Origin of the sequence: Microcystis viridis FACHB-1342, assembly GCF_014698335.1 — a bacterium.
Lineage (GTDB): Bacteria > Cyanobacteriota > Cyanobacteriia > Cyanobacteriales > Microcystaceae > Microcystis > Microcystis ichthyoblabe_A.
In genome coordinates this window covers 1-21,392 of sequence record NZ_JACJSV010000058.1, presented here as the reverse complement: position 1 = coordinate 21,392, position 21,392 = coordinate 1, and the positions used below count along the sequence as shown (strand labels likewise).

The 21,392-nt window shown below is 44.2% G+C and carries 17 protein-coding genes and 2 pseudogenes; 7 read left to right on the top strand and 12 right to left on the bottom strand.

Translation table 11 applies throughout. The features are described from left to right. Positions 1-88: 88 nt before the first annotated feature. The 3 genes and pseudogenes from dnaK to ndk form a co-directional block, all read right to left on the bottom strand. The gene (gene dnaK, locus H6G40_RS17180; protein ID WP_002739142.1) at positions 89-2,251 is read right to left on the bottom strand and encodes a molecular chaperone DnaK; all 2,163 of its coding nucleotides are present in this window, start codon (positions 2,249-2,251) and stop codon (positions 89-91) included. A gap of 354 nt (positions 2,252-2,605) precedes the next feature. Beyond that, positions 2,606-3,490, bottom strand: a pseudogene (locus H6G40_RS17175) (RluA family pseudouridine synthase); the annotation flags it as partial. Positions 3,491-4,058: 568 nt separating this feature from the next. After that, positions 4,059-4,508, bottom strand: a complete 450-nt coding sequence (ndk, locus tag H6G40_RS17170) for a nucleoside-diphosphate kinase (protein ID WP_042790998.1) — start codon at positions 4,506-4,508, stop codon at positions 4,059-4,061. Positions 4,509-4,857: 349 nt separating this feature from the next. On the opposite strand from ndk, the pseudogene H6G40_RS17165 reads away from it, so the two are divergent. Beyond that, positions 4,858-6,076: pseudogene (locus H6G40_RS17165) on the top strand (ISAs1 family transposase). 209 nt (positions 6,077-6,285) lie between these two features. Here H6G40_RS17165 and H6G40_RS17160 read toward each other — a convergent pair. Further along, complete coding sequence (locus H6G40_RS17160) at positions 6,286-7,518, bottom strand: pentapeptide repeat-containing protein (RefSeq protein WP_190538042.1); 1,233 nt, start codon at positions 7,516-7,518, stop codon at positions 6,286-6,288. 163 nt (positions 7,519-7,681) lie between these two features. On the opposite strand from H6G40_RS17160, the gene H6G40_RS17155 reads away from it, so the two are divergent. The 3 genes from H6G40_RS17155 (at position 7,682) to recA (ending at position 10,399) form a co-directional block, all read left to right on the top strand. Next, positions 7,682-7,855: a hypothetical protein gene (locus tag H6G40_RS17155; protein ID WP_167341557.1), complete on the top strand. Its 174-nt coding sequence runs from the start codon at positions 7,682-7,684 to the stop codon at positions 7,853-7,855. A gap of 395 nt (positions 7,856-8,250) precedes the next feature. Further along, positions 8,251-9,204, top strand: a complete 954-nt coding sequence (locus H6G40_RS17150) for an aldo/keto reductase (protein WP_190538040.1) — start codon at positions 8,251-8,253, stop codon at positions 9,202-9,204. A 127-nt stretch (positions 9,205-9,331) separates the two neighbouring features. After that, positions 9,332-10,399: a recombinase RecA gene (gene recA, locus H6G40_RS17145; RefSeq protein ID WP_002739007.1), complete on the top strand. Its 1,068-nt coding sequence runs from the start codon at positions 9,332-9,334 to the stop codon at positions 10,397-10,399. 23 nt (positions 10,400-10,422) lie between these two features. On the opposite strand, the gene H6G40_RS17140 is transcribed toward recA, so the two are convergent. Both H6G40_RS17140 and H6G40_RS17135 read right to left on the bottom strand, forming a co-directional pair. Then, positions 10,423-11,019, bottom strand: coding sequence for a hypothetical protein (locus tag H6G40_RS17140; RefSeq protein WP_002738425.1), 597 nt, complete (start codon positions 11,017-11,019; stop codon positions 10,423-10,425). 43 nt (positions 11,020-11,062) lie between these two features. Next, a complete protein-coding gene (locus H6G40_RS17135; protein WP_002739350.1) occupies positions 11,063-11,932 on the bottom strand; it encodes a bile acid:sodium symporter family protein in 870 nt (289 codons plus the stop codon). Positions 11,933-12,204: 272 nt separating this feature from the next. Here H6G40_RS17135 and H6G40_RS17130 point away from each other — a divergent pair, with 272 nt between their 5' ends. Both H6G40_RS17130 and H6G40_RS17125 read left to right on the top strand, forming a co-directional pair. Then, positions 12,205-12,678, top strand: coding sequence for a CRR6 family NdhI maturation factor (locus tag H6G40_RS17130; RefSeq protein ID WP_002738641.1), 474 nt, complete (start codon positions 12,205-12,207; stop codon positions 12,676-12,678). 94 nt (positions 12,679-12,772) lie between these two features. Next, positions 12,773-13,981 carry a 4-hydroxy-3-methylbut-2-enyl diphosphate reductase gene (locus tag H6G40_RS17125; protein WP_002738421.1) on the top strand — a complete coding sequence of 403 codons (1,209 nt, stop codon included), beginning with the start codon at positions 12,773-12,775 and terminating at the stop codon, positions 13,979-13,981. A 423-nt stretch (positions 13,982-14,404) separates the two neighbouring features. Here H6G40_RS17125 and H6G40_RS17120 read toward each other — a convergent pair whose 3' ends face one another. Beyond that, on the bottom strand, positions 14,405-15,007 hold the full coding sequence (locus tag H6G40_RS17120; protein ID WP_002748318.1) for a Crp/Fnr family transcriptional regulator: 603 nt from the start codon (positions 15,005-15,007) through the stop codon (positions 14,405-14,407). A gap of 184 nt (positions 15,008-15,191) precedes the next feature. Next, the gene (locus H6G40_RS17115; protein WP_002739408.1) at positions 15,192-15,830 is read right to left on the bottom strand and encodes an LON peptidase substrate-binding domain-containing protein; all 639 of its coding nucleotides are present in this window, start codon (positions 15,828-15,830) and stop codon (positions 15,192-15,194) included. A gap of 562 nt (positions 15,831-16,392) precedes the next feature. Between H6G40_RS17115 and H6G40_RS17110 the strand changes: the two genes are divergently transcribed. Beyond that, complete coding sequence (locus H6G40_RS17110; protein WP_002739411.1) at positions 16,393-17,349, top strand: RNA polymerase sigma factor, RpoD/SigA family; 957 nt, start codon at positions 16,393-16,395, stop codon at positions 17,347-17,349. A gap of 226 nt (positions 17,350-17,575) precedes the next feature. Here H6G40_RS17110 and H6G40_RS17105 read toward each other — a convergent pair whose 3' ends face one another. The 4 genes from H6G40_RS17105 to H6G40_RS17090 all read right to left on the bottom strand — a co-directional run. Further along, positions 17,576-18,460: an S-methyl-5'-thioadenosine phosphorylase gene (locus H6G40_RS17105; RefSeq protein WP_002739127.1), complete on the bottom strand. Its 885-nt coding sequence runs from the start codon at positions 18,458-18,460 to the stop codon at positions 17,576-17,578. 82 nt (positions 18,461-18,542) lie between these two features. Further along, complete coding sequence (locus H6G40_RS17100; protein WP_002738732.1) at positions 18,543-18,869, bottom strand: urease subunit beta; 327 nt, start codon at positions 18,867-18,869, stop codon at positions 18,543-18,545. A 19-nt stretch (positions 18,870-18,888) separates the two neighbouring features. Further along, positions 18,889-19,191, bottom strand: a complete 303-nt coding sequence (gene ureA, locus H6G40_RS17095; RefSeq protein ID WP_002738360.1) for an urease subunit gamma — start codon at positions 19,189-19,191, stop codon at positions 18,889-18,891. 305 nt (positions 19,192-19,496) lie between these two features. Further along, on the bottom strand, positions 19,497-21,392 hold a 1,896-nt coding region (locus tag H6G40_RS17090), incomplete at its 5' end, for a Calx-beta domain-containing protein (RefSeq protein WP_190538038.1).

The window sequence follows — 21,392 nt, the reverse complement described above, 5'->3', positions numbered from 1 at the left end:
TGAGCAGTATGTATTAAGCGAGCAGTATTAAATAGTAGTTTCCCACTGTCTTTTCACTGATTACTGATCACTGTTTACTGATCACTGATTAAAACCAATCATCATCCTCATCATCCCAGTTATTTTGGGGGGGAATATTGCGGGAACGATTGCCGCTGCTGCGGTTACTTTTACTATTGTTATAACTTTTTTCCTCCGAAGGGGGGGGACTTTGCCAATCGCTATCGCGGCCATTATAGTAATTGTCCTGATTGCGGGGGCGATAACTATCTTGATTAGCCGAATAATTGGGTCGATAATCACTTTGATAACCCGGTGTACTGGGACGATAATCCTGACGATAACGATCGCGACGCGGTTCGGAGGGAAGATCATCTTCCTTATCTCCAGTAAAAGTCTTGCGAATAGCGCTAAAAAAGCCCTCGTCTTCCTCGTCGTATTGTAGGCGTACCTCGCGATTTAATTCATAGATAACATCCTGTAGGTCTGCCTGGGCGCGATCGATGCGACGGTCATCATTTTTCTCCAAAGCGTCGATAATTTCCGTACTCAAAGACTCAATTTGACGACGATAGGAACGGGTGAACTCATTACCAAAATCGAGAGTAACATCTTTTAAGCGTCGTTGGGCTTGATCCACCAGAGAGCGGGCGCGATTGCGTTTATCCACCTTTTCGCGACGGGTACGATCTGCTTCCGCAAATCGGGCAGCATCGCCGATCATGCGGTTAATTTCCCCTTCGCTGAGGGTAGAAGCGCCTTGAATGGTGACACTTTGCTCCCGTCCGGTCATTTTATCCCTAGCGGTGACTTGTAGAATACCGTTAGCATCGATATCGAGGGACACCTGCACTTGGGGAATACCCCGGGGTGCGGGGGGGATACCGGTTAATTTAAAACGTCCCAGGGATTTATTATCGCTGGCCATTTCCCTTTCCCCCTGCAAAACGTGAATTTCCACCACAGTTTGATTATTTTCGGAAGTGGAAAAAAGGTCAGATCTGCGGACGGGAATAGTGGTATTGCGGGGGATTAACTTTTTCATCACACCGCCGATGGTTTCTAAACCCAAGGATAAAGGGGTCACATCGAGTAGCAGCACGTCTTTGACCTCGCCGCCCAAAATTCCCGCTTGAATAGCCGCCCCGACCGCTACAACCTCATCAGGGTTAACATTTTGATTGGGTTCCCTATCGATAAAACTCCGCACCAAATCCTTCACCACCGGCATCCGCGTGCCACCGCCCACCAGTACCACTTCGTCTAGTTGGACGGGGGACAAACCGGCATCGGAAAGGGCCCGTTTGAGAGGACGACGGAGACGACTGATTAAATCGCCGCATAATTCCTCAAATTGGGCCCGACTCAGGCGAGTTTCGATGTGTTTGGGTCCGTCTTCCGTGGCGATGATAAAGGGTAGATTAATATCGGTGACGCTGACCCCAGATAGTTCAATTTTGGCTTTTTCTGCCGCTTCTGTCAGTCTTTGTAGTGCTTGCCGGTCTTGGCGCAGCTCCACGCCTTCCTGTTCCAAAAATTGATTGGCTAACCAATCGACGATTCTTTTATCGAAATCATTACCGCCTAATTGGGTGTCGCCACTGGTGGCTTTCACCTCAAAAACGCCGTCACCCACTTCCAGGATAGAAACATCAAAAGTACCGCCCCCCAGGTCAAAAACGAGGATTTTCTTGCTTTCCTGTTCATCGAGACCGTAGGCTAGGGCAGCGGCGGTGGGTTCGTTGAGAATCCTCATCACTTCTAACCCCGCAATTCGGCCCGCATCCCGGGTGGCTTGACGTTGGGAGTCATTAAAATAGGCGGGGACGGTGATGACAGCCCCGGTAACTTCTTCCCCTAGATAACGGCTGGCTTCTTCGGCTAATCGGCGTAAAACTAGGGCGGAAATTTCTTCGGGGGCAAATTCTTTTTGCAGACGGGGACATTTAATTTTGATATTACCCATCTCATCCCGGCGGATGGTGTAGGGGACGCGCTTCGATTCGGGGTTTAATTCCGAGTAGCGACGACCTATGTAGCGTTTGATTGCATAGTAGGTGTTTTGGGGATTAAGTACCCCTTGTCGCCGGGCCATCTGACCGACCACTAACTCCCCATCTTTATTAAAACCGACCACAGAAGGAGTGGTTCTCATGCCCTCCGAGTTGGCGATGACCACTGGCTTTCCGCCTTCCATCACGGCGACGACGGAGTTAGTTGTCCCTAGATCAATGCCTACTACTCTACCCATGCTTGTTTTTGTCTCCCCCTAGATTTCGATAACTTCGGGACTTTTACCTTCGATCGATAGTTTAAATCGCTTAATGCTTGTTGACAATATTGTATCGAATTGTCTTAGGTTCTCGCTCTCGGTTCGGGGCGATTCAGGGTGTGATTACCGAAGTAGTCTTTTAGTGATCACTGGCGATCGAGCTTGGGGAGTTTTAAATAGGGTCTGCGGCAAAAAGTTTTTCGGTGGTGGCAGGGTGTGGGGTGTAGGGTGTGGGGTGTAGGGTGTGGGGTGTGGGGTGTGGGGTGTGGGGTGTAGGGTGTGGGGTGTGGGGTGTAGGGTGTGGGGAGTTTTCTCAGTGAACTGATAACTGATAACTGATTCCGGCGGCGCTGGACAACAAATAGAGATTCTTTCCCCTGTACTGGGATGATTAAAAACGATTTGATTGGCATGGAGATAATAACCACAATCTCCCGGCACTGCATCCGGTCGCGGTAATCCCCCCAGACCATACAAGGGATCACCGATTAAAGGATAGCCAAAAAAGGCTAGATGAATGCGAATTTGATGGGGTCTGCCCGTAAAAATTTCTACTTCTAATAGTGTACTATCGGGATGTTTTTTTAAGACTCGACCATCACTGCGGGCCGATAACCCATCTGTGAGCGCACCGTAAACGTAGCCTAAAATGGGATGGGCGATTTTCCCGATCGCTTGATTAATACTAAAATTATCCGGTATGTCGCCCTGACCAACTAAAGCTCGATATATTTTGGTAATTTTCCCCTCTCGCATCTGTTGACTCAATTTAGCTCTAGCGGGCTTTGATTTCGCCATTAAGACTATGCCGGAAGTGCCGCGACCAAGACGATGAATTGGATAGGGAGTGACCTCGGCATAATGCTGATGTACCAAATGGATGAGAGTATGTTCGAGAAATCCACCCCCCGCTAACACGGGTAATCCCGAAGGTTTCGCCACCACTAACACCTCGGTATCCTCGTAGAGTACCTCAAAAAAGAGCGGTACATCCGGTTCTGTCCAAGGCGGGCGCTGATAGGTCAATTGCTGCCCGATTTCTAAGACTGTATCGGGGTAAGCGGGACGACCGTTGACGAGAATTGCTGCTGATAAAATGCGATCGAGCCATTCTTCTGGGCTAGAATGGGGATATTTGCCCGCATAGTAGGCTAATAGGCTTAATCCTGCCTGATTTTTGCTAATTTTATCTCGATAAATCCAACCTTGATTGGCCATTGGGGAAGTGGGGTGTGGGGTGTGGGGTGTGGGGTGTAGGGTGTGGGGTGTGGGGTGTAGGGTGTAGGGTGTGGGGTGTGGGGAGAATAAATAAAATAATCTCCTATCTCCTGACTCCTATCTCCTAACTCAATGTTAGACAAAGATAAGCAAAAGTTATTTATTGACTCCAAAAACTTGAGAATATTTAAATTAACATTTCGCAATATTTACAAATTCTTAAGAATTAATTGAGAAAGATTTTTATTTGACAACGATGTTATCATGGTTACAGCGATTTTACTGAATTTCATAATGGGGTATTTTGTGCTTTCTTAGGCAGCAATGGTTGAAACCCTTGCCACACCTAGAGAGTGATCCTAATTCAGACAGGTAAATCAGTCAATTTCACCCACAACGATGATCTTTTTTTTGTGTAGTTTTGTCGCAAAAAAAAAGTTTTTTTGACAAAAAGCACAAAGTATGCAGCAGTAGTTATTGCAGAGAGGGGAGAAGGGAGAAGGGAGAAAAAAGCTGACTCGGAGAATACTGACTCCTATCTCCTGACTCCTGACTGCTTCAAAGGGATTTACTCTACGACCCAGGGAGTGATGGAGGGAGTCCAATTAGCCAATTCTGCATCGCTAAACCAGAGACTAACTTCATCTTTGGCGGTATCTGGACCATCGGAACCATGGATAAGATTGCGTCCGACACTAATACCAAAATCACCGCGAATCGTACCAGGTTCAGCATTGAGGGGATTAGTGGCGCCAATAATTTTTCTAGCGGAGGCAATTACTCCTTCTCCTTGCCAAACCATAGCCACCACGGGGGAGGAAGTAATAAAATCGACCAACGAAGGGAAAAAAGGTCTTTCTTTATGAACAGCGTAGTGTTTTTCCGCTAATTCGCTAGAAACCTGCATCATTTTCAACCCAACCAGCGTAAAACCTTTAGCTTCAAAGCGTTGAATAATTTCCCCCACCAGATTGCGTTGTACACCGTCGGGTTTAATCATTAAGAAAGTGCGTTCCATACTGCCTCTTAAAATTTAGCCATAAATTGTCACAAAACCCAGATTAACCCGGAATGGCATTCTAGAGAATGGCAGAATTTTCGCTTAAATTGCTGAGTCAGCTTGCTGTCGGATTTACAGCAGTTAAGTGGCTGGGTTGAAGTATGAAACCCAACGCCTGCTATCAGCTATCGGCGATTCATTGTCGGCTAATCATTGTAGTTGACAAAGATTTCTGAATAGGGTAATCAAATCGCCATAGCACCGTCCCGCACTGCCAGTACCCAGACTTAGCCGCTGCTACCTCTGTATAATTTATAATTAGCCTTAGTCTCACTGTTGTTGATGAAAATTAATGAGGAAATAGCTCATGGGTAAAGGTTTTGCTCCCGTTCTCCCCACCGGAAATAAAGCTCAACTAAAACCTGAGCTTCCTTTAACATCAATCAATGAAATTCAAGCTAGTTTATTGACTTATCTTCAAGATATTCCTGACCCGAGAGTGTCCCGAACCCAAAAACATTTATTAACTGATATTTTAGTCATTGCTATTTTAGCCGTTATAGCAGGAGCCGAAGGTTGGGAAGACATGGAAAATTATGGACTCAGTAAGCAGTCTTGGTTATCTGAGTTTTTAGAATTACCTAATGGCATTCCTTCTGATGATACTTTTCGGCGGGTTTTTGAACGGATTAACCCGGAAGTTTTGGCCAAAGTTTTGTCTCAATGGCTGCCTCATTTAATCGGTTCTCTTTCGGGGGAAATAGTTCCCATAGACGGGAAAAGTCTCAGAGGTTCTTACGACCGTAATCAAGGAATTAAAGCCTTGCATTTAGTGACGGCTTGGGCGGGGGAGCAGAAATTAGTTTTAGGACAAGTCAAGGTGGAAGATAAATCCAATGAGATTACTGCTATTCCCGCTTTACTAGAACTGTTAGACCTTCAAGGGGCAATTATCACCCTTGATGCTCTGGGAACTCAAACGGCGATTATTAATCATATTCAAGCCAAAAAAGCTGACTACGTTGTCGCCCTTAAAGCTAATCATCCGACTCTTTATACTCAGGTCAAAAACTGGTTTGAGCAAGCTCAAGCACATCAATTTGATGGTATTCAATTTAGTTATGATTACCGTCTGGAAAAAGGTCATCATCGCCTCGAAAAACGTTGGTGTTGGGCTGTACCCTTAGAAGCTTTCGGCGGTCTTTATCAACAGGCTCAATGGCAAGGACTTCAAAGTATTATCATGGTTAAACGAGTTCGTCATCTTTGGAATAAAACCACTTGTGAAGTCCAATTTTATCTCAGTTCTCTCCCCGCTGATGCTCAAAAAATAGGTAATGCTATTCGTAAACATTGGGGCATTGAAAATCAGGCTCATTGGATTTTAGATGTTACTTTTAATGAAGATAAATCTCGGATTCGCTCCGGTCACAGCCCTCGTAATGGGAGCCTTCTTGAGACGAGTAGCACTTAACGCTCTTAACCAGGAATCTACTTACCGACGTGGTCTGGCACAAAAAAGTAAACGGGCGGCCATGGATAATGACTATATGATGGCTGTGCTGAAAGCCTTTTGTCAAGCCTAATTGAGATGCTCTTACCCTGATTAATTATGGGTTGGCTGAAAAAGTAGGAGCGATCGCCGGTTAAGATACAAGGTTTTTGAGCCACCAGCTTGAAAATCTTGCAGCTGCTTGGCCAAACAGGCTGCCAAACCCCTTGTCTCGTCTATATTTCACATTTATTCAGCCAACCCTACCTAAATCTCTGCTGAAGGTGGAGATCAAAGGCTGTTTTAAACTAATACTTTACTGCGATCGTTAGAATTATCCCCAAAAATTGCCCCTCGTCGAATTAAATCCCGTTTTTGTTCGGGGGTGATCCCCGTTGCATCGATAAAGATAGCGTTTTCAACGTCAGCCTCACTCAGGTTAGCCCATCTAAGGTCAGCCCCTCTCAGTTTAGCCCCACTCAGGATAGCCCCACTCAGGTTAGCCCATCTCAGGATAGCCCCACTCAGGTTAGCCCCACTCAGGTTAGCCCCACTCAGATCAGCCCCTCTCAGGTTAGCCAAACTCAGGAAATCCCCACTCAGGTCAGCCCTACTCAGGTTAGCCCTACTCAGGTTAGCCCAACTCAGGTCAGCCTCACTCAGGTAAGCCTCACTCAGGTTAGCCCAACTCAGGTCAGCCCCTCTCAGGTTAGCCCCTCTCAGGATAGCCCCAATCAGGATAGCCCCAATCAGGTAAGCCCCTCTCAGGTTAGCCCCTCTCAGGATAGCCCCAATCAGGATAGCCCCAATCAGGATAGCCCCACTTAAATCAACTTGTTGTAGAGTTTTCTTATCGATTGTTCCCTCTCGAATTGCCTTAATTAATTCGGCTTTTTCAATAACTTTTGCATCTGTAGTTAACTCTGCTTTTGTGACGACAATTTCGGGTATATCGTCTGATTTAAGTTCATTGAGAAGGGCTTGCAATTCCCCCGATTGATGTAAATCTGCTAGGCGCTGTAGTCCATCTTCTGAACCTTCTAAAAATAGCCGAATACTGCCTTTAAGTTTCATAATAGGCTTGATCGTGTTGTCTCTGGCGATTTTTTGAATAAGGTTGTTAATCTTATCAATTTTCTCTGGTGTCAGGTCGTCTATCCCTACCTCAATAACTAATTCAAAAACTTTATCTGATTGCTGAGGTTGAGGTTTATTGTTATGATCAAATGTCTGAGAATTATCTCTATACCTTGCCAAAGCAGTAATCAGATTACTCTTTCCAATCTTTTCATCTGTTTGCGCTGACAAGATTTTAAATAAACTAGAAGCCGCATTCTTGATTGACTGTTCTTCTGTCCTAATTTCTTCCGCTAGATCACGATATGTTTTATCATCAAAAATACCTTTTAATATTTTTGTCTCCAAGTCCGTTAATCCCTTGTTTGTATGCTTTTTTTTCAGATCATTAACCAGCATTTCTAATTCAGTCCATGAAATGGTTTTAATTTCAGTCATTTTTAGTTCATTTATCATCATTTTTTAAGGGTTGCAGGACTTAAGATTACTTTTCAGTACCCTGTCAGGTTACTTGAGAGTACCTAAAAAAAGTACCATTTTCATGACTTTTGAGTAACGACAAATAATCAGATTTTTTTTAATCTAAAGATAGTTCACCTCCTAAGTAAAAGGATTGATGATTATGTATAAATATTGGTTAAAGTACAGAGAAGACCTTGTTAGTCTTGCCAAAATTATCAGCACCATGTTTGCGATCGCATCATTTTTAGGCTTCTCTTTTCCAGAGAAATTTCAACCCACTCCCTGCCAACCGACGGCAATTGTTGAAACCACGGAAGTTAGCACTAACAATTAGTCAAAGCGCAAAATTCGCCTAACCTAATCATAAGGTTAAGCGACAAACAGGATCAGCAAGAGACTTCGATTTTTTACCTTGCTGATCTCTGTATTTCTTGGTTAACAAAACTTAACAATTATCGGCAAAATTTTGCTTGCTTTTATCGGGAGATTTTGCGATAATATTTTTAAAAGATTTTATTCATAATGGAAATCTGTGTGTCTAAAAAAATTTTGCACAGATTTCCATTATAAGAAAAGCATAGCGCAAGTCGCCGGCAAAGTCAAGTCCTTTCCCATTAATTATGGGTGGGAATTTCCAGGAATCAAAAAAGGGGTTTAGTGGGGAGTCAGACCAAATATAGGTTACACTTCAACTTTAAATGAGAAACGCTGTCATTCTTTGTAGGGAATATGACTAGACAAACCGCTAATCTCGGACAAACAGGAATTTCCGTCAGTGCCTTGGGAATCGGGACTTGGGCATGGGGAGATAAACTATTCTGGAACTATGGCAAGGAATACGGAGCTAGTCAGGTAGAGGAAGCCTTTAAAGCGGCAGTAGAGGCAGGAATCACCTTTTTTGACACTGCCGAAGTCTATGGACTGGGGGAATCGGAACGACTCTTAGGAAAATTTACCCAACAGACCGATATTCCCATCGATATTGCCAGCAAATTTGCCCCCGTACCGTGGCGATTTGGGGCGAATGCGGTGCATAATGCCATTACCGAGAGCTTAAACCGTCTAAAAACCGATAAAATGGCTCTTTATCAAGTACATTGGCCCTTCACCTTCCTAATTAGCCAAGAAACCCTAATGAATGCCCTAGGGGAAGAAGTAAAACGCGGCCGGATTGGTTCCGTGGGTGTAAGTAATTATTCCGCCGAGCAAATGCGTCAAGCAAGCCAGATTTTGGCGAAAAAAGAGGTTCCCTTAGCGGTCAATCAGGTGCAGTATTCGCTTTTGTATCGCAAAATAGAAACTAAGGGAATTTTAGCCACGGCCAAGGAATTAGGTGTCACCATCCTCGCCTACAGCCCCCTCGCTCAAGGACTACTGACGGGTAAATATAGCCCAGAAAGCCAGAATTTGCCCGATGGAGCCAGAAAAGTTGACTCGCGGTTCAAAAAAGAAGGTTTGGAGAAAATAGCCCCAATTTTAAGGGTAATGCAAGAATTGGGCGAAAAATACCAAAAAACCCCCGCACAAGTCGCCCTCAATTGGTTAATCGCCCAAGGGGATGTGATTCCCATTCCGGGGGCAAAAACTGCGGCCCAAGCGATTGAAAATGCCGGGGCGTTAGGATGGAGTTTAGAAGCGCGAGAGGTGACGCAATTAGAACAGATGAGCCGGCCTTGGCTGTAAAAATCAAAACTTTTAATTTTTGATCACCATTCTGGAAAAAGTCTCTAACTTTTTGGTGATCAAGATTAAAACAGGCTACAATCTTTGCATACTGCTGTACTACTTAAGAAAACTGGGGAGAAAATTAATGGCGACAATGACAAATAATTCCGATCGAGATAAGGCCTTAGGTTTAGTCTTAAATCAAATCGAGCGCAACTTTGGCAAAGGTTCGATTATGCGTTTAGGAGACGCCACCCGGATGCGGGTGGAAACAGTGCCTAGTGGTGCTTTAACCCTAGATATGGCGTTGGGTGGCGGTTTACCGAAGGGCCGCATCGTCGAAATTTACGGGCCGGAAAGTTCTGGAAAAACCACCTTAGCCCTCCATGCGATCGCAGAAGTGCAGAAAGCTGGGGGAGTGGCGGCCTTTGTCGATGCGGAACACGCTTTAGATCCCACCTATTCGGAAGATTTAGGGGTAGATATCAATAATTTACTGGTGGCACAACCGGATACGGGGGAGGCTGCCTTAGAAATAGTTGACCAGTTAGTGCGTTCTTCGGCCGTGGATATCGTTGTCATCGACTCGGTGGCCGCTTTAGTGCCGCGGGCGGAAATTGAGGGGGAAATGGGGGATAATCAGGTGGGTTTGCAGGCCCGTTTGATGAGTAAAGCCCTGCGAAAAATTGCTGGTAATATTGGTAAATCGGGTTGTGTGGTGATTTTCCTCAACCAACTGCGGCAAAAAATCGGTGTCACCTACGGCAATCCTGAAGTGACCACCGGGGGAACGGCCTTAAAATTCTATGCCTCGGTGCGTTTAGATATCCGTCGCATTCAAACTTTGAAAAAAGGCACGGAAGGGGAATACGGAATTCGGGCTAAAGTTAAGGTGGCTAAAAATAAAGTCGCGCCTCCTTTCCGGATTGCTGAATTTGATATTATCTTCGGTAAAGGCATTTCCCAGGTGGGTTGTATGCTCGATATCGCCGAACAAACTAACGTGGTTACTCGTAAAGGGGCATGGTATAGCTATAATGGCGAAAATATTGCCCAGGGTCGCGATAATGCCGTTAAATATCTCGAAGAAAGGCCAGAAGTAGCGGCAGAAATTGAGAAGTTATTGCGGGATAAATTAGATATGGGTTCGGTTCCTTTACCCACGGAACCGGCCGATGAGGACGAGGAGGACGATCTGGAACCAGAAATCTAAAAGAAGACGGTTTTAAGTCTTGGTTATCCCCCTATTTTGGGGGATTTTTTAGCTTCAGAATCGATAGATTTAGCGGCTTCTAACCATGATTGTAAACCTTTTTTAGTCGGTGTTCCTCTAGGGGTAAAAGTCCATAGATCTCGTTTATGTTGGGGTCCGTAGCTGATATGAATCGGGCGATTAATTCCGTAAAAATAGAGAGAATCAAAGGGTAATTTTTTGTTTAAAATCCAATCTATCAGGCGATCGCTAGTTAAATTGATAATCCGAAAATCACAGGCTGCCCCCAATCGCTGACAATAATATTGACCTTTTTGATTAATTTCGTGGGCGCAATGTTGATCACGACTGGGATCGATTCTACCGTTTTTTAAGCCAGTGATCGGGTCTTTTTTTTGGAGAAATTTTCTCAGATCATTGGAACAAAATCCGTAGGTTAATTGGAATCTTTCTCGACCAAAATTATCAATAATTGGATCTATAATAAAGTGAGCGAGATTTTGCCAAGCGGTTATCGTTGCAGGATTTTTTGGATAGGGATCGATTTGTGCTGCATACTTTTGATAGGTTTGGGAACAGGTAGATAATTCTTCTAGGGTTAAATATTTACCAATTAACATAATCAGTTATCAGTTTTTAGCTATATCCTATCACTCCATTTAGCTATTTTACCAAAGCTGCTTTTTTGCGACCATAATAAACAGCGACAAAAGCGCTGACATACATCCATAAACTATAGACCATTGCGGGAATGGCTAGCTCGGGATTCTTTAATAAACCGGCAGTGATGCCAATAGCTAAAGTGCCGCTTTGAATACCCACTTCGATGGCGATACAAATTCTTTGGGCAATAGTTAATTGAAATAAACGACCACTGAAAAAGCCAATTAGGGAAGCAATCGTATTTAAAATAATCACTGCCAGGCCAGTTTGAGCGATAAATAAAGGTAAACGTTCCCATTCTCTCAGGATTAATAAGAAGATAATAACTGCTAGAAAAATCACAGCCAAACGATTAGTTATCGGTTCCAGACTTTTCGCCAGTAAAGGGAAGTAATGGCGGATAGTCATACCTATAACCAGGGGTAAAACTATAATCAAAAATATCTGCCCCATAGTGGAACCAATGGGTAGGGAGATGGCGGCACTTTCACCCATAAAATGCTGGAGAATGAAACTAGCTAAAAAAGGTATTGTGAAAATGGTGATGATGCTGCTAAAAGCGGTTAAAGTAACAGAAAGGGCCACATCTCCCTTAGCTAAATAGGTTAAAACATTGGAGGAAGGACCGCCTGGACAAATGGCGACAATCATTAAACCGACGGCAATTTCTGGCCGGAGAGGCAAAAGAGAAACAATAATAAAGCCGACGATCGGTAGAATAATAATTTGATTGACTAAACCGATCAGGACTGCTTTGGGATAACGGGTGATACGCTGAAAATCGGCGAGAATTAATCCTAATCCCATGCCTAACATTAAAACGCCTAGGGCAACGGGTAAGAGGATATTAGTAAAAAAGTTGGCTTGCATGGGATAAAAGCGGAGAAGATGAGCTTATTTTCCCATAATTCGTGTCCCTAGTTCTCGATTTTGCTGACTACCCCGGTGTGCAGGGGAGATTAAATTGTGGGAGAAATCCAATCATGAGGATTTTTGTCTGGTTTCCCTCTCTCGCTCTGGAGTGAGAGAATAGTCATACTTAGTTTTTTTGTCCCGATCGAGAGTATTTTCTGAGATAGATCATTGCCGATCTAGGGATAAAAAACGGTAATTTTGCCCGATATAACCTTTTATTTGCTCCTATGACTGTCAAAATCGCTCTTAACCCCAATCAGATTCAAAATCTCGATCTCTCATCTTTAGAGACTATTATTCAAGATTATCAGTCGCGGGCAGCGATCGCAAAATTGGAACAAGCTCTACAATTAGAGATAGATTATCCTCGTGCGGAGGGTGATATGCGGGAATTATCGGAGATACCGGAAGTCAGGCTGTGGTTTTTGCGTTTGGATGCAGTTTATCCTTGGTTAATCTTTATTCTTGACCCAAAACAGGGAGAAATCGCCCGTTATGCTGCTATGTTGGTCCCCCATCAATTCCATCGCGGGGAAGGAATTCAATATAATCCCGAAGCTTTAGAGATTTTTGTGATGCAAAAACTCTTTATTTTGTCTGATTGGCTGAAAAGTCAGCAAATTCCTGCTTTATCTCGCTTAAAATTTTTCGCTCAACAGTTTGGTTACGATATCGACGAGGAATTTCTCTCTAGTCTCTAAAAGCTTCCTGCGCTGACTAGATAAGGTATTTTAAATATATGGCAAGCTACTGTCTCGCCCAATTTAGCACCACCAATACCCCTATCAGAGAATCATGGATACAAAATCCTTTAAACGCACCCTACAGCAATCGGATAACTATAACCGCAAGGGATTCGGTCACAAAGAAGAAGTAATGGATGCGATGACCAATGAGTATCAAAGCGACCTGATCCAAGAAATTCGTGAAAATAATTACCGTTTAGAACGGGGTGAGGTGACGATCTATCTCGCTCAAGCTTTTGGTTTTTGTTGGGGGGTAGAACGCGCTGTTGCTATGGCCTACGAAACTCGTCAACATTTTCCCCAGGAACGTCTCTGGATTACTAACGAAATTATTCACAATCCCTCGGTTAATCAGCGTCTGCGCTCCATGGCCGTGGGTTTTATTCCGATGGAAAATGGCCAAAAAGACTTTACTGTGGTGGAATCGGGGGATGTGGTGATTTTACCTGCTTTTGGGGCCAGTGCCTCGGAAATGCAAATCCTTAACGATAAGGGTTGCATGATTGTGGATACTACTTGTCCCTGGGTTTCTAAGGTGTGGAATTCCGTGGAAAAACACAAAAAAAGCGACCACACTTCGATTATTCACGGCAAATATAATCACGAAGAAACGATCGCCACTAGCTCTTTTGCTGGCACTTATCTAATCGTTTTAAATTTGGCTCAAGCTAATTATGTCGCTAATTATATTCTCCACGGTGGTGATAAAAATGAGTTTTTAGAGGAGTTTAAAAATGCCCATTCCCAGGGTTTCGATCCCGATCGCGATCTAGATTATATCGGTATTGCCAATCAGACCACAATGCTGAAAAGTGAAACGGAGGAAATTGGCAAACTCTTCGAGCATACTATGTTGAGAAAGTACGGACCGATCAATTTTAAAGATCATTTCATGAGTTTTAATACCATCTGTGATGCCACTCAAGAGCGTCAAGATGCCATGTTTGAACTGGTGAAAGAACCGCTTTCTTTAATGGTGGTAATTGGCGGTTATAATTCCTCTAATACCACTCACCTACAGGAAATAGCGATCAAGCGTGCCATTCCCTCCTATCATATCGATAGTGCCGAGCGCATTCTCCCCGGTAATCGCATCGAACATAAACCTTTAGGTGGCGATTTAATCATCACTGATAACTGGTTAAATGAGGGAAAAATTATCGTCGGAGTGACTTCTGGTGCTTCCACTCCCGATAAGGTGGTAGAAGAGGTAATCGAGAAAATTTTTGCGCTCAAATCTTCTTTAGTCCAGGGTTAATTAGCCAGGGTGAGAGCATCTCAAACGCTATTGACAATTGGCCAATTTTGTGATCCGCATGGGCAGTTCAAGTGATACCAGTCAATCAAAATAGTTACAAAATCGACTAAACGGGTCGATTTTTGCTTAACAATTGAGATGGCTAATTCTCATCAAATATGCCTGAAGCACTCTCCGGGTAAGCAACTCACATCAAGTCCATTTTGTCAAGGATTGTTAAGATGAGCTTACCCTGGTTATTTATCGAGCCTTTCGGTTACTTGAATCGCTGAAAAGCTTGGCTATGGTTTTTCTTTACCCCTGGACTAATTCACTACTTTTCTTTTCTATATAATCAACTTAATCGATGAATAAATTCTCTGTTAGAATCCGTTTTTCCCTGTCATTTCTGTTTTCCCGTTCCCTAGAGTGACAGAAGAGGGATTAATGGTGAATAATCAAATGGCGGTCGCAATCGCTGCTCACCCATCCCTGACGCTGAAATTCCCCTAACAAACGCGTCACCGTTACCCTTGTGGTGCCGATAGCATTGGCGAGATTTTGATGGGTTAAACGTATCTTTAAACGACTGCCTTGGGCGATTGGTTCTCCCATTTCCCGCTTTAATAACTGTAGTAACTGCTGAAGACGTTCCTCCACTCGTTTCAGTCCTGCGATCGCAAGGAGCGATTCCGTTTGTTGTTGACGACGGATCATTTGATTTAACATCATCCTGGTTAATTCCGCCGAATTTTCCACTTCGGTGATCGTGTACCATTTCAGGTACAGTTCCGACAAGGCTCTGGCGTGATAAGATTCCAGATGAGTCAAATTTAAGCCGAAAAAGTGGGATGAATGAACCCAACCTAGTAAAATTTCCTCTCCACTCTCAGATACTTGACTTAGTTGCGCCATACCCCGATAAACTTGCCAGACTCCATCAGCCACCAGAGGAATATTCTCCCCGCGCTCATAAAAGTGGAGCCGACGACTCTCGCTATAGTCTTCTCGGAAGGGTGAGACGTTGGGATTATAGGTGAGCAACATGATCAAAGTTCTCCTAGGCGAGGGGCTAACAATTTTAACCCCACTTTACTGTATCAAGGTAAACATTAGGTAATCCCCAGGTTAACAGTAATCAGTGAACAGTGATCAGTTCACCGATTACTGTTTACTGATCACTGTTCACTGAAATAACATCCGCTGCCGCAGCTGAAAAACCTACAGATCATTAATTTAAAGCATCTTTAAGAGCCGTGCGAGCGGCCAGATGATTGCGGGTTGAGGTGAGAATTTCCGATTCTCGTTGGAGACGACTGACTGTATCGAGCATTTCTAATAAAGCTTGTTGTTCCCCGGCCACACCGTAGAGATTACCCGCCACCCAGTAGGATAATTCCAGGGGAAGACTAGGCAAATCGTCGGGGAGTTCAATTTTTTGAGCGGTTAATTTGGCTGATAGATGAACCACGTCCCGCAGCAGTCGATCCACTTCTTTGGCCAGAGGTCGCAGATCTTGGGTGGTGGGAACATCTTCAATCCACTCCACTAAACCGACACGATAGGGTTTTTCCCGGACGTATTCTAGGACACGGAAGCGCTGTTGACCGATGGTGAGAATTTTTAAGCGATCATCTGGAAGACGTTGACAACGGACAACTTCTGCACAACTGCCCACTTTAGCGATTTCTCCCGTGGCCGGATCTACCATTAAGACCCCAAAACGGCGATCTTCTTCCAATATCGTATTCATCATAATCCGATAGCGAAACTCGAAGATGTGCAGGGGCAGGGGACGACCCGGAAATAAAACAACTTCGGGTAGGGGAAAGAGAGGTAATTCTCTAACGGCAATGGAAGAAGTGGCCATAGGTTTAGTAAAAAAAAACCGATCTTCTCTTATTTTTACACAATCCCCCCTGAACCGCTAGGCAAGGGCAATAGACGGGAGACGGTCGTCAGCTGTGAGTTTTCAGTTCACAGTTCACTGAAAATACTTCCCTCACTGCCTACTCTGCGATCGCTATCTGAGAAAATTGCTGATTTTGTCATCTAGATTGCATCCTGATCGGAAACCTTTGGCTAATCTATGAGTAGAGATACTCAAACCTCCTCTTCATTGGTGCTTTCCTGAGAGGGGTGATTTTTTTCTCATAAACTTTACAATATTTAATAATTGTTGTAATATTAGTTAAATAACCAAGCTTCTCACTACTTGCCATTTATGCCCATAAAATCTATATATAGCCAAAAAAAGGACTATAGAGGCAATTAAATAGTCAATGAGATTTCTCTCTATAGTTGAGTAACCACTCACTTATCTCTTTACAAAACGAGAAAAAACTCTGATAGCATCTCCTTTACTGCTCTGGGGAAGCAATCTGAAAAACGCCATCAATCCCTGAATATCAACCCTCAACCGACGCGCACTCATGAAAACCTCGAAAAACCCCACCGACCCAGTTCGCGCCTATCTCAGAGAAATTGGCCGAGTTCCCCTTCTCAGCCATGAAGAAGAAATTCTCTACGCGAAACAGGTACAAAGATTAATTTTTCTGGAAAAAATCAAAGAATCCCTAAGGGCGAAACTCGGCAGCGACCCCAGCGATCGCCAGTGGTCAGAAGCGGCGGAAATTAGTGAAGAACAACTGCGTCGAGAATTGGGGGCAGGGGATTTCGCCAAACGTAAGATGGTAGAAGCGAACCTGCGTCTAGTGGTTTCCGTCGCTAAAAAATACCTAAAACGCAATCTAGATCTATTAGATCTGATCCAAGAGGGAACCATTGGGATGCAAAGAGGGGTGGAAAAATTCGATCCCACCAAAGGCTATCGCTTCTCCACCTATGCCTATTGGTGGATTCGCCAAGCCATCACCCGGGCGATCGCAGAAAAAAGTCGCACCATCCGTCTGCCCATCCACATCACCGAAAAACTGAATAAAATCAAAAAGGCCCAGCGTCAACTAGCTCAAGATAAAGGTCGCGCTGCCACCATTGCCGAATTAGCCGAGGAATTAGACTTAACTCCTAAACAGGTGCGAGACTACTTGGAAAGGTCCCGTCAACCCCTTTCCCTTGACTTAAAGGTGGGGGACAATCAAGACACGGAATTAGGGGAACTCTTGGAAGATACGGGACTTTCCCCGGAAGATTACACTGCCTATTCTTCCCTGCAAGTGGACTTAGAAAAACTGATGGCAGACCTCACCCCTCAACAAAAAGAAGTGATTTGTCTGCGTTTTGGTTTAGATAATGGGCAGCCCCTCACCCTAGCAAAAATTGGCGTTCGACTCAATATCAGTCGTGAACGCGTCCGTCAGATCGAACGAGAAGCGATCGCTAAATTAAGAAAACGCAAGGCCAAGATCAGAGAATATCTAGCTAGTTAGGGTTTGCGGCAAAAAGCTGTTCGTGGGGGCAGGGTGTAGGGTGTGGGGTGTGGGGTGTAGGGTGTGGGGTGTGGGGAGAATAAATAAAATAATCTCCTATCTCCTGACTCCTGAATACTGACTCCTGCCGATGGCCCCCTGCCTTCGTTAAGGGTCAAATTGATCGTCTGAATAACAGCGAGAAAAATGACCCATTTCTAGATTCATCGGCGACTTTTCTCGGCTCTTATTTCTCTACTTCTTCATATTTTTTCAAAAAGAGAGCTAATTTTTCTTTAGTGGCGACGGGAACAGAATCTAGACGGGTAAGAATGGCATATTTAAGGGCAGAATGAGCGGCAGAAACGGGGGGATTAGCTACCAGACGGCGCACCGTTTCTTGGATGACTTTTTGGGCATTAATAGCGTTATGGTGTAGATTTTCGATCACCATTTCTACCGTGACATGATCGTGATCGGGATGCCAACAATCGTAATCGGTAACTAGGGCTAAGGTAGCGTAGGCAATTTCCGCTTCTCGGGCTAATTTTGCCTCGGTTAAATTGGTCATACCGATGACGGTTGCCCCCCAACTTCTATAGAGATTTGATTCCGCTTTAGTAGAAAAAGCCGGCCCCTCCATACAGATGTATGTACCCCCCCGATGCAGGGTAACTTCTGGTAGGTTTAAACTGACGACGGCATCCCCTAAAATACTGGCTAATTGGGGACAAATGGGATCACCAAAGGCAACGTGGGCAACAATTCCTTCCCCAAAAAAAGTCGCTATTCTCTCTTTAGTTCTGTCAATAAATTGATCGGGAATGACTAAATCTAGGGGTTTAACTTCGGCTTTGAGGGAACCAACGGCCGAAGCGGAAATAATATATTCAACCCCTAATTGTTTGAGAGCGTGAATATTAGCTCGAAAGGGTAATTCGGTCGGTAAAAAATGGTGACCTCTGCCATGACGCGCTAAAAAGGCAACTTCTGTTCCGTCTAAAGTACCGAGAATTAAAGCATCGGAAGGAGAACCAAAAGGAGTATCGAGGGATACTTCCCGCACATCCTTGAGGGCATCCATTTTATACAAACCACTGCCGCCAATAATGCCAATTTTTACCGTCGTCATAGTCTTGGAAAGAATTAGTTATCGTTGCCTTGATGTTACCACAATTGAGCGATCGAACTATGATAATTTTTCCGTTAAGACCCTACTTTTTCTTTTTCTTGCCTTTGAGAGAACCATTAATTAAACCATTAAAGCCATAAATTTCTTCAGTACCTGCGATGGTAACTAATTCCACCTCTTTCGTGTCTCCCGGTTCAAATCTAACGGACGTACCTGCGGGAATATTCAGATGGGTTCCTTTGGTTAATTCGCGCTGGAACTCCAGGGCCTGGTTAACTTCATAAAAATGATAGTGGGAACCCACTTGAATCGGTCGATCGCCTGTATTAGCCACAGAAATACGCAGGGTGTCGCGACCGACATTAATCTCGATCGCTCCGGATGGTGTGATAATTTCTCCCGGAATCATAACTGCTAAAAATCTCCTGTTAGTGAATGGGATTGTGAACGGTAACTAATTTAGTACCATCGGGAAAAGTCGCTTCGATCTGTACTTCCGTAATCATTTCCGGGATACCTTCCATTACCTCCTCGCGAGTTAATAAAGTGGTGCCGTAACTCATCAATTCAGCGACGCTACGACCTTCCCTCGCACCTTCGAGGATGGCGGCGCTAATATAGGCGATCGCTTCGGGATAATTTAACTTGATACCACGGTTTTTGCGTCTTTCGGCGAGCAGTGCCGCCGTAAAAATGAGTAATTTGTCTTTTTCTTGGGGCGAAAGTTGCATAGATGGGCCTTTTTTCACACAGATGCCTAGGGTTATTGTAGTTCTTGGCCGGATATTTGTAGCGATCGAGTTGTGAAATTTTATTTACTTAGCCTGCTTTATTGATGAAGATTTGGGAAGATACTCAAAAGTCTTGCGTCGTTCAAAACCTTGCGTCTTCATCGGCCCGCGTCCTGTAGGGGCGAAGCATTCGGCCAATAACCTATCGGTGAAACCGTAGATTTTCTAGTCACCAGTAAAGTCCAGAAAACGGGTTTCTCCGAGAAACCCTTTTTCTAGGTGACTTAGAAGGAGAGCTTAGAAACTTAAACAAAGAAATTACCCACTGGAATGTTCCCTAAAGCTGGTAAAGTACCAGTAAATCCGGTGATATTTATTAATAAATCATTGCTGGATTGGAAGCCAGCCGTGCTATCATTAATAACGAGGTAAGTTCCAGCTATTGCACCGGTTGTTACCTGCACTAAGGCGGCACTATTAACCCCTAATCCTTGATTACCTGTAATCGCTCCATTAGCATCAGTAAATACCTGATTGATTAAATTCTGTAAAGTGGTGACAGTGCTATTAGCAGCACGACTGAAATTGCTAGGCGCACTGATAGCGTTTCCAGCTTGAGTTAATAAGTCAATTTTATCACTATTGATGGCAAAATCTGTGATACGATCGCTTGTTGATATGGTAGATTGACCAAATTGAAAGATGAAGATATCTGCACCTAAACCACCGGTTAAAGTATCAATTCCCGCACCTCCATTGATTTGATTAATGCCACTATTTCCAGTGATATTATTGTTACCAGCGTTACCTGTACCATTAATATTATTACTGCCAATTAGTCTGAGGTTTTCGACATTGTTGGGTAAGGTGCGAGTAAGACTGCTTTGCCAAGTATCAGTAATGATAACTTCTCCTATTCCTCCTTCGGGATTGATGGTAGCATTAACCGGATTGGAGAGGGTGACGGTGAAGACTTCATCAGGTTCATTAAGGTTATCATTGAGGATGGGAATGCTAATAGTAGCAGTGGAAGTATTAGCAGCAATGGTGATAGTTCCGGTTTTGCTAGTGTAATCTACATTGGCGGTAGCGTTAATCGGTGCAGTGGTATAGTTGAAGCTAATTGGTTGCGGATTGGAGTTATTGACAGTGACGGTGAGGATGGCATTATTATCTAAGCCTTCGACCACGGTAATATTATTGATGGAAAGTTGGGGAAAGTCGTCATTGGTAATTGTTCCCGTCACTGGGGTAGTTGTCCCTACTGTATAACCTGTCCCGGAAGCGAGGGTTAAAATGACAGTTTCGTTGGGTTCAACTGTAGTATCCGCAGTGGGGTCAACGATTACGGTAGCTGTTGATAAACCAGCAGCAAAGGCGATACTGCTGGGAAGCGCAGCGTAATCGGTTCCATTGGTTGCTGTCCCACCAATACTGTAATTAACCGTTAAAGGATTAGTGGTTACTCCAGTACGGGTGAAGGTATAAACGAGATTAGTTGTCCCATCTTCTGTCACACTTGCGGGAGAAACTGCAAGAGTAATACTGGGAAGGGTGACATCATCATTGGTAATTGTTCCCGTCACTGGGGTGGTAGTCCCAACTGTATAACCTGTCCCAGAAGCGAGGGTTAAAATAACAGTTTCGTTACTTTCTACTATTGTGTCAGCAGTGGGATCAACGGTTACAGTCGCGGTCGCTGAATTAGCAGCGAAGGTGACTGTATTGGTAGTCCCTGTACGAGTGTAATCGGTATTTAAAGTAGCTGTCCCTCCGAGGGTGTAATTAACCGTTAAAGGATTAGTGGTTACTCCAGTACGGGTGAAGGTATAAACGAGATTAGTTGTCCCGTCTTCGGTAACACTTGCGGGAGAAACTGCTAGGGTGACACTGGTATCGTCATTGGTAATTGTTCCCGTAACTGGAGTAGTCGTACCTACTGTATAACCTGTCCCTGCAGCGAGGGTTAAAATGACGGTTTCGTTGGGTTCAATAGTTGTGTCAGCAGTGGGGTTAACTGTTACCGTCGCAGTGGATGAACCAGCAGCAAAGGTGACAGTATTGTTAGTCCCTGTACGAGTGTAATCGGTATTGAGAGTCGCTGTCCCTCCGAGGGTGTAATTAACCGTCAAAGCATTTGTTGTTACACCAGTACGGGTGAAGGTGTAAATTAGATTAGTTGTCCCATCTTCTGTCACACT